Origin of the sequence: Azospirillum lipoferum (assembly GCF_024170005.1) — a bacterium.
Classification (GTDB): domain Bacteria; phylum Pseudomonadota; class Alphaproteobacteria; order Azospirillales; family Azospirillaceae; genus Azospirillum; species Azospirillum lipoferum.
Window position 1 is genome coordinate 1 of record NZ_JALJXJ010000034.1, and the last position, 9,391, is coordinate 9,391.

A 9,391-nucleotide genomic window follows, 5' to 3' on the forward strand; every position below is an offset into this window, starting at 1 on the left:
GGTCAATTTCCGGACTAGAAATATCAAAAAATATGGAAGTGGGACATTTGCGTATTATGAATACGCTACCACTAAATCCATAAATATATAGCTTTCGATGGCGGAATTTTTAGATAAATAGCAAAGTCAGGAATTTATTAATTGCCTTATGACAAGGCGTCAAAATAATTCTACGCGCTCAAAGACATTATGTGCTCAATGCTGAGTATTTGAAATATTGCATAATTTAATATATCACAGAATTCTCGCAAAATGTAAAAATCTACGCAAAATAATTCAATTTCTCGATGGTCGATGGATATAGCTCTGGATGAGAACGGCAAGGCGAGCCACGGATCCATGTCTGGGCTCGTCACTGGCTATTTTGTGGGGGGATCAATACTTTGTTTCCGATGAAGCAGGGCTGCGCCCAACTCTTCGGCTATGCCCGGTCTGTCATGTATCAGAGGCGCCAGGTTTTCCAGGGCGATCTCGTACACGACGACAAAGGTAAGGGCACGAACCGTACCCGCAGTACCGGCCCCCGTCAGCAGTCCACCCTCTCCAAAGAAATCTCCCGGAGCAAGCCGACCGGTTTCGATCTCTTCCTCTTCGGTCCTGCTGGTTACGGCGAGCACACCCGTTCGTACAATCACCAGCGCCGCCATCACTGTTCCCTGCTCCACCACGACATCGCCCTTGCGGAAGGTGCGGCGCGACATGGTGGCGGCCAATGCCTCCTTTTCGTCCTCGGTCAGAGAAGAGAACAGTGAAATTGCATTCAGAAGCCGGAGCGGTGTCGAGGCGGTCGACGCGCTGCTTTCCGTGTTGTTCAGAATTGGCTGCATGGATGCGGAAGGTGATGCAAACCTCATCCCCGAGGATTTCACGTGCCGGTAGACGAGATCGAAAACCTCGTCTTTCGTCGTGCCGACAGCAGAAAGCTTGGCAACATGAAAAGAGAGTTTCACCTCGATCGCGTCTGCGTCGAGAGACTGAATGTGTGTGGTTGGTGGGGGATTGGGCAGGATCGATGTGCAACTCAGCAACACGTCCCGCATAACACTTGAAACGGCACCCGGCGAAACATTCGGGGAAATTCTTACGGTAAGAGTAACTCCGTGCGAGCGATCCGGTCCGCTCAGATTTGTCAAAGTTGCTTTTGCCAAGCTGCTGTTGGGGAGAATGATAAGGTCATTCGTGTCACTGAGCAGATGAGTGGCGCGCCAGTTGGTTTCGAGAACCTGGCCTTCTATGCCGTCTCCCAACGAGATCCAATCCCCAATAGCATAAGGGCGGCTGATGTTCAGAGCGATGCCCGAGAAGACATTGCTCAACGTGCTTTGCATCGCAAGGCCGACGATGATGGCGAAGACACCGGATGTCGCGATGAGGGTGCCGACCGGAAAATTGAAAACATTGGCAGCGATCGACAGGGCGGTGCCAACATAGATCATGCCAATGATCAGATCCTGGAGGAGCCGGCCTTCGCGGGTCCGCCGTTCGAAAGTCAGAAATGCCCGAACGAAACCGACCAGGGACAATGCCCCGTTCGTCCACCAGATCATTCTGGCAAGGCCGGCGAATACCCTCTGTGGAACGGAGCTGTTCGATGTTCCGGCCTCGTAGGGAACGACACCGTGGTAGAATAGAAGAACAGTGAGCGCTGTGAAGAAGAACAACTGCCCGGCAAAGCGATGTGTCGGTCTGTTGCGGAGAGCAACGTGAGTGAGAAGCGCCCCTATCGAAGCCAGAACCCCCGTCTGGACAAGCGGATCCTGAGCAAACATCATAAGGTTGAGATCGGTGCTCATCATTTCCTTTGGAAGAACGCCAGAAGATAATCTAACGCCGATCAGATCGTCGAATGATGCAAATCGATAAAATTCATACTCATGCCATACGGTTCTCAAAAACAATAATCAAGTTACGCTATAGTGTAAACGTGATTGCGGTTAACGCCGGAATGCAAGCGCAATGGCAATTGCGCTATAGAGTCCTGCCAAGGCCCACAATGTCAGGAAGGGTTCGGCTACCTCCGAGAGGGGCGCCCCGAGCTGGGCCACGCGGACAAGCCCGTCGATCGCCGATGTGCTCGGCAGCAACCGGGCGATCAGACGAACCGCTTCCGGCATCGCTTCCGGAGGCCAGGCGAACCCTGCCAGGAAGAAGAAGGGCAGCCCGACCGCCGCAGTGGCGAGCTGCACCGCCAGAGGGGTGCGGAACACCGCCGAGGCGATGAGGCCAAGGCCGCTGACGGCGAGGGCGAAAGGCAGCGCGAAGAGAAGAACCATCGCGGCCGAACCCAGGCGCGGGATGCCGTAGAGATATGGCAGGGCGATCAGGTAGAAGGGCAGGATCAGCGCTTCCGGCACCAGATAGGCCATATGCTTGCCAGCCACGGTGGCCAGCGGACCGGCCTTGGGTCGGTCGGGATCAGGGGTGGTGCCGAGCAGGCCGGTTCCGATCAGCAGAAGCTGCTGCAGGATCAGGACGAAAGCCGCCGGCAGCAGATAGGTCGCATAGCCTCCCTGCGGATTGAACAGCGGCACCGCCGTCAGCGGCATCGGGTCGACGACGGCGCCGGCCACCGCCGGATCGACACCGGCACCGACCAGCCGTGCGCTTTCGACCTCCGCCCCGAGCGTTCGTGCCACGGCCGAAACGGCACCGGTGATCCGTTGATAGATCAGGAAATAGCTGGCGTCCGCGTAGAGAGCGACCGGGGATGGCCGCCCATGCAGCAGGTCGCGCTCGAAGTTCTGGGGGATCAGCAGGATGCCCGACACGGCGCGTTCATAAACGGCACGCTGGGCGCTCGGAAGGTCAGGGAGAACGAGGGCCACACTCACGTCGGACGTCGCGTCGAGCCGACGGACCATCTCCCGGCTGCTGCTGGTCCCGTCGCGGTCCACAACCACGATCGGGGCTTCGCGAAGCGCCTCGTTGAGGTAGGGCTGCGGATAGAACGCCGCGTAGATCACCGCCGCGAGGATGAGCACGGAAAAGGCCGGGCGCACGGTGACAATGCGGCGGAGTTCGTGACGGAACACGGCAAGGACCGCTCTCATGGCGCTGACCCGCCGTGAACCGCCGCGGTGCGCCCGGGGCCCGCCCTCCTGCGCCGGGCACGCAGGCCCTCCAACCGCCATGCGGCAAGCACGGCAAGCCCGATCACGAACGCGACGAGGACCAGCACCGGAGACCAGGACAGGTCGGACGGCGTGCCGCGGACGGTCTGGTCGATCCGTGCCGTCAGGTACCAGGTTCCCGGGAGCAGCGCCCCATAGCCTTGGGCGAAGGTGCCCATGCCGAGGCGCGGGAAACCGATGCCCATGAAGCCGAAGGCAGGGGCGGTCAGCAGCGTCCCGACGCTGACCGCCCCTGCCGTGGAGCGCAGGAACAGCGCCAGCAGGATGCCGAGCAGCTGGCAGGCCAGCAGGAACAGGATGCCCGCGAGGAGCAGAATGCCCCGCTGACCGCGCAACGGCAGGTCCAGCACGCCGAACAGAACGGAGTCGGCGATGCCGAGAACCATCAGGGACAGGATCGTATAGGGAAGAACCTTACCCGCCATGGCCGGCCACAGGCCGCCGCCAAGCCGCCGGAGGATTGCCAGCCGGTGCCGCGTCTCGACATCGAGGCCGACCGAATAGGCGGACGCCACCACAACAACAACCTGAAGCAGGCTGGGCAACAGCGCCGCCAGCAGGAAATGGGCATAATTCAGGGTCGGGTTGAACAGGCCGTGGACCTGGACCGGGATCGGTGCCAGGGAGGCCTGGGCGGCGTCCATCGGCTGGCCCTGGGCCGTGCGTAGCGACAGTCGGATGCCGGCCGCCACCGTCGGGACCGCATTGCTGACCCCGCGCAGGACGAGGTTGCCGGAGGTCAGCGTCTGGGTGTTGTAGAAGAACACCACCTCCGGCCGTCGGGCAGCCTTCACGTCCCGTTCCAGATCGCGGGGGATCATCAGCAATCCATGGACGGTGCCGGACAGGATCAGCCGGCGCCCCTCGGCAAGATCGGCGACATTTTGGGCCACCGCAACGTCGGGCGTGGCGTCCACGGTGCGGACGATGGCGCGCGACAGGTCGGACCCGTCGAGGTCGAGCACGGCGATCGGCAGGCGGGTGGCGAGACCGGCGCTGAAAATCGCCATCAGCAGCCCCATCAGGCCAAGCGGCAGAAGGGTCACGAGCAGCAGCAGACCCGGGCGGCGCCGACGCAGCCAGACCAGTTCACGCTGGAAGACCAGCAGGAAGCCGGGACGCAATCCGGTGCGGGGCCGCATCTCAACGTCCCTGCCGGACCCAGATGGCGCTCATTCCCGGTCGTAGTCCCTCCACCGGCTCGGCCGGCACGGCCCGGACCTCGAAGGTTCGCAGATCGAAGTCTCCGGTGGCGCGGGTCGCCCGCCACGTCGCGTATTGCCCCTGGACGTTGATCATCGTCACCCGCACCGGAATCTCCTTCGGGCCGAGGGCTGGAACGGTGATCCGGAAGCTGTCGCCGACGGTCAGGCCGGTCAGCAGATCTTCGCGCAGGTTGAAGGTGAACCACGGGTGCGCGATGTCCACCATGGAGAAGAGCGGCGCGCCGACGCTGAAATTCTCGCCCAGCTCGGCCACCCTGGTGGTGATCTGGCCATCCATGGGCGCGCGGACGACCAGCTCCTCCACGTCGACGGACCGCTGGCGGAGTGCGGCCTCCGCCTGCCTGACCTGGGCGGCGGCCAGGGCCCGCTCCTCCGGGCTGGCGCCGGTGACGGCGAGATGCAGCGCGGCCTCCGCCGACTCGCGTTTGCGAATAGCGGCCTCCAGATTGCGCGCCGCCTCGTCCAGCCGGGCCTGCGGGGTGTTGCCGGAGCGGATGAGCTGGGCCTGCCGGCCGTAATTGTCCTGATAGAGGGTGACGTCGGCATCCGCCGAGGCCAGATCGGCCCGTCTCGCGGTGATGGTCTCGGCCCGCGTGCTGTTGACCCGGTCGAGGTCGGCCCTGGCGACGCCGAGTGCTGCCTGGGCGGCGGACAGTGCCGCCACCAGCTGCGGGCTTTCCAGTTCGACCAGCACCGTCCCGTGCGCCACCCTGTCCCCGGTGTCGGCGCCCAGCTTGGCGACACGGCCCGAAACGCGGGGGCTGATGTCGACCCGGTCGGCCGACACCTCCCCCTGGACGGTCAGTGGCGGCGGTCGCGTCGCAAACCACAAGGTCGTGCCGAGTGCCGCGATGGCGGCAGCCCCGATCACCCAGCGAAGAGCCCTCATCCCCATCATCCCCAAGCCCGCCCCGGTCGTGACGCCGTTCCTGGTTCCGTCACGCCCGGTCCCCTTCCTTCCACGAAAGGGTCGCACCGATATCGCCCGGCATACCAGAAGGAAAATCGACGATGGCGACCTCCATCTGAAATCCACGCGGCTTCAGCTCCCGCTCCCAGAAATCATAGAAGTCCCGGGCGAAGCCCTGAAGCGTCGACGGCCAGTCCTTCTCCCGCGCATTGATCGCCCGTCCGCCATCACTGCACCACGCGCTTGGGAAGCGGCCGAGGAGAAGCTGCATCTCGCCGTTCGCCGCGGCGTTTCCGATGCGCGTGGTCAGATGGGCGACGAAGTCCGGCGTGACCGTGCGATGCAGGAACATCTCCTTCTGATGCTTCAGTTCCTCCTCCGCAGCCTTGCGCTTGCGTGCTTCCTCGGCGAGCAGGGCGGATTTCTGCCGGGCGACAAGGCTGCGGACATCGGCGGCCGACGGCAGGCCGGGTTGAGCGCCGGTCGGTTGAGCATCAGTCATGGTATGTTCCCCGTTCTTCCTGTCCAACGGCGTCACGACGCGGCGATTCCCGCCATCCCGGAGGTCGCCGATAGGGTCTTGCCGCTCACCGATGCGAACAGCGCCTCCACATGGTCCAGGCGCCGTTCGGCGTCGTGCGACAGTTCTCCGGAGGCGGCGACCACGCGACGGATGGCGTCGAGCATTCCGGTCCGGCCGCGGGTATCGCTTCCCAGCAGCGCGGGGATCGCCGCCACGGCGCGGTCCTCGTCGAGCAGCAGAAGCAGATACTGCTCCCGCACCAGCGCCTTGAAGCGGGCGAGGCTGAACGGCCGGTCGGCGAAGAGCTGCCGTCGGATGTGCCGGAGCATGGCGAAGCCGCGCTCGTCCACGCCGGCCCTCGGCCGGGCGAGGCCGATGTAGAGCAGCGCGCGCAGCCCCGCCTCGGCGGGCCCGCCCTGCTCCATCCGCAGGGCGAGATCGGCGACGGCCTTGGCGATGGCCGCCTCGCGGGTGAGGTCGCGGCCCGGCCTGCCATGTCCGGCCGCCGGCGTCTCCGGGTCGATGCCCAGCAGCGTCTGAAGCTGTGGGGAGCCGTAGATCGCCAGGAAGAAGGCCTCTGTCGCCCTGTCCCGAACGTCGCGCACGGCGTCGAGAGCCAGGGTGATCTGGTCGGACGCCGCCTCTTGAAAGCCGAGCAGCGGGTTGTCGGCAGGCAATGGATGGCGATGGGCGCGCACCGCCGCGGCCAGAGGGGCGACCGGAGCCATCAGCGGGTTGCGGTCGGAGAAGGCGGCGAACCGCAGCCTGTACGGGTCCATCGCGCGCAGCGCCGCGGCGCTTTGCGGCGTTGCCAGGGCGGTCACCAGCGGACCGAGGGTGGCACGGTAGAGCCCCTGGTTGAGGTCCGACAGGCGGGCCAGCGTGGCAAAGCGCCGGTCGTCGGCCGCGTCGTTGCCGCCCAGCGCGCGGATGTCGTCAAGCCGGCGCCGTTCGAAGCGGACGAGATGGTCGCCGGACACCAGCTCCGGATGGGCCATGTCGGCTGTCTTCTCGGTGAAGACGGCCTCGTAAAGGCCCGGCGGCAGGACGTCGATCAGGTCCATGGTCCGCGCGAACTCGTCATGCTCCTTGGTCGCCACCTTGGCCGAGACGAAGATGCCGAGATGGCCGATGCTCTGGTGCAGCGCATAGACGATGGTCTGGCCGCCGGCGATCAGCTCGCGGTCTGTCTCGTAGAGATCGAGGATCCAGTCCAGCGCCTGCTGCGGCGGCGTGATGTCGTCGCCCCAGGAGCAGAAGACGACGATCGGCGTGCGGATGTTGCGCAGATCGACCCGCGTGCCGTCGGAGAAGACGATCTCGCCGCTGGATAGCTTGTTGCGCAGGAACAGCTCGTCGGCGATGAACTGCATCTCCGCGGCGTTGAGCAGGACGGGGCTGCCCCACCATGTCTCGAAGTCGAGGAAGCGCTCCTCCTCGGTGTCGATCTTCGAATAGACGTTGTAACCCTTCTTCCACAGGGTGTTGGCGGGGTTCATCCGCTCGAAGTTCGCGACCAGGGCGGCGCCGTCGAAGATCCCGGCGCCGAGATCCCCGGCCAATGTCGTCAGCCAGGTGCCGCCGAGAAGGCCACCCAGATAACGCAGCGGATTCTTGCCATGGACCCCGGCCCAGTAGTTGAGCGGTGCGCCCGCCAGTATGAGCGGCCCGACCGTATCCGGGTGGGTCGCCGCCATCATCATGATCTGCCAGCCAGCCTGGCAGTTGCCGATGAGGCAAGGCCTTCCGTCGGCATCGGGGTGCAAGCGGGCCACCGCCTCCACGAAGACGGCCTCCGCCCGGCAGACGTCCTCCACCGTCTGGCCGGGAACCGGATCGGGGAGAAAGCCGACGAAATAGCAGGGGTGCCCGGCTTTCAAGGCGACACCGATCTCGCTGTCCTGCTTCATGCCGCCGATCCCCGGCCCGTGGCCGGCGCGCGGATCGAACACGATGAAGGGGCGCTTGCAATCATCGACGGCGACGCCGGCGGGCGGGACGATCCGTACCAGCCCATAATTGACCGGGCGCTCAAAGGTCCGCCCGTCGGCCACCAACTCGAAGGAGAAGCTGAGGACGTTCGGTGCCGTCCGGGCGGCATGGTCGAAATGGATATTGCCACGGCGGCGCAACGCGTCGAGGAACAGGATGGAGCGTTGGCTTGCATCGATCCAATAGTCCTGCGCCTGCCGGGCAAGGTCCATCATCGGCCACATCAAGAAACCTCCTCACATATTCGGGGGGAATGCAGTGCGGACTCGTGAAAATTCACGCCGCCATCCTGTGATAGCCGACGAAGATCCTTAGGCGCCCACGGTGAAGCGCCTTGATCGCTATCGAGCGATTATTGTGAATTGCCCGCGTGTGGCAAATGAAGATTATGCAGCACCATGATGAACAATGTTCAGCATGGTGCGAAGGGAAGTTCTATCGGGAAAGCTGGCTGCTTTTACCGAATTACGATGCCGGGTCGGCCATCGCGGCGGTGATCTGCTGGATCAGCCAGCGGGCGCCGGCGTCCCGCTCGGCGCGCTGGTGCCAGATCATGTCCAGGTTTGCCCGCTGCGGTTCGTAGGGAAGGTCCAGCGTCACCAGCCCGGACTGCTCCACTGCCCGGGCCGCCAGCAGGCCCGGCAAGGTCGCCACCATGTCGCTGACCTGCAGCAGTGGCGGGACGGCGGCATAATGCGGGACCGAAATGGCCACTCGCCCGGTCAGTCCCTTGTCGCCGTCGGCCGCTTCGAGGATCAGCCGCTCGACCCAGACCCGGCGGGATACCCCGCGGTCGTCGATGAACCCGTCGGTCGCCACGTCTTCGCTGCCGGTCAACTCCACGACGACGTGGGGATACTCGAACAGGCGTTCCCGCGTTACCGGCCCGGCGGTGAGCGGATGGCCGCTGCGGACAACCACGGCTTCCGCATCCTGGAGAAGCGTCGCGTGGCGCACGCGGCCCGGCAGGTCGGCAAACCAGCCGATCAGGAAATCGACGCGGCCATCGTCGAGCTGACGAACGACGTCCATGCGGTTGAGGGGAAACACCCGCAGATCGATTTGCGGCGCCACCGGGCTGATCCGCGCGACAACGCGCGGCAGGACGACCACCGCCCCATAGTCGGTCGCGGCGATGCGGAAGGTCCGCACCGCTTCCGACGGGACAAAGGCCTTCGTGCTCATCGCATCGGCGATCCGTCCCAAGCCATCGGCGATGCCGGGGGATAAATGGAGGGCGCGTGCGGTCGGCTCCATCCCGGAATCGCCGGGGATGAACAGGTCATCGTCCAGCGCCTGACGCAGCCGGGCAAGCGCGTGGCTGACCGCCGAGGGGGTCACCCGCAGTTCTCTGCTAGCCCCGATCACGCTACGATGCTGCATGACGGCTTCAAACACCCGGAGCAGATTCAAGTCCAGCCTGCGGATCGGCACGAATTTACTCCCATCGATCGCTGTTGAGAAACGCCCCAGCAATTCTGGTCACGGGGTGATCTTAGACAGAATAGCTGGAATTATATCGGCTGATGAAGGAAAGCACTGCTTTCACACCGCCACACACCGCATAGGTGTGCATGTTGTCGTGAAGTTAGTTGTCCGTCAAACGGTG

Annotated in this window: 7 protein-coding genes; all 7 read right to left on the bottom strand. The window is 63.9% G+C overall.

Annotated features, from left to right (window positions below):
- Positions 1 to 359: 359 nt before the first annotated feature.
- The 7 genes from J2848_RS35525 to J2848_RS35555 all read right to left on the bottom strand — a co-directional run bounded on the left by J2848_RS35525 (position 360) and on the right by J2848_RS35555 (position 9,216).
- Positions 360 to 1,793 carry a mechanosensitive ion channel family protein gene (locus J2848_RS35525; protein ID WP_149235715.1) on the bottom strand — a complete coding sequence of 478 codons (1,434 nt, stop codon included), beginning with the start codon at positions 1,791 to 1,793 and terminating at the stop codon, positions 360 to 362.
- A 141-nt stretch (positions 1,794 to 1,934) separates the two neighbouring features.
- Complete coding sequence (locus J2848_RS35530) at positions 1,935 to 3,032, bottom strand: ABC transporter permease (RefSeq protein WP_253568850.1); 1,098 nt, start codon at positions 3,030 to 3,032, stop codon at positions 1,935 to 1,937.
- 14 nt (positions 3,033 to 3,046) lie between these two features.
- Positions 3,047 to 4,273 (bottom strand): ABC transporter permease, encoded by a 1,227-nt coding sequence (locus J2848_RS35535; RefSeq protein ID WP_149235717.1) that lies wholly within the window; start codon positions 4,271 to 4,273, stop codon positions 3,047 to 3,049.
- A 1-nt stretch (position 4,274) separates the two neighbouring features.
- Positions 4,275 to 5,246 carry an HlyD family secretion protein gene (locus J2848_RS35540; RefSeq protein ID WP_246194558.1) on the bottom strand — a complete coding sequence of 324 codons (972 nt, stop codon included), beginning with the start codon at positions 5,244 to 5,246 and terminating at the stop codon, positions 4,275 to 4,277.
- A gap of 49 nt (positions 5,247 to 5,295) precedes the next feature.
- Positions 5,296 to 5,805: a hypothetical protein gene (locus J2848_RS35545; RefSeq protein ID WP_149235719.1), complete on the bottom strand. Its 510-nt coding sequence runs from the start codon at positions 5,803 to 5,805 to the stop codon at positions 5,296 to 5,298.
- Positions 5,802 to 8,006, bottom strand: a complete 2,205-nt coding sequence (locus tag J2848_RS35550; protein ID WP_170307328.1) for a DUF3141 domain-containing protein — start codon at positions 8,004 to 8,006, stop codon at positions 5,802 to 5,804. Before J2848_RS35550 ends, J2848_RS35545 begins: the two co-directional genes overlap by 4 nt.
- Before the next feature lie 241 nt (positions 8,007 to 8,247).
- Positions 8,248 to 9,216, bottom strand: coding sequence for a LysR family transcriptional regulator (locus J2848_RS35555; RefSeq protein ID WP_149235721.1), 969 nt, complete (start codon positions 9,214 to 9,216; stop codon positions 8,248 to 8,250).
- Positions 9,217 to 9,391: the final 175 nt, after the last annotated feature.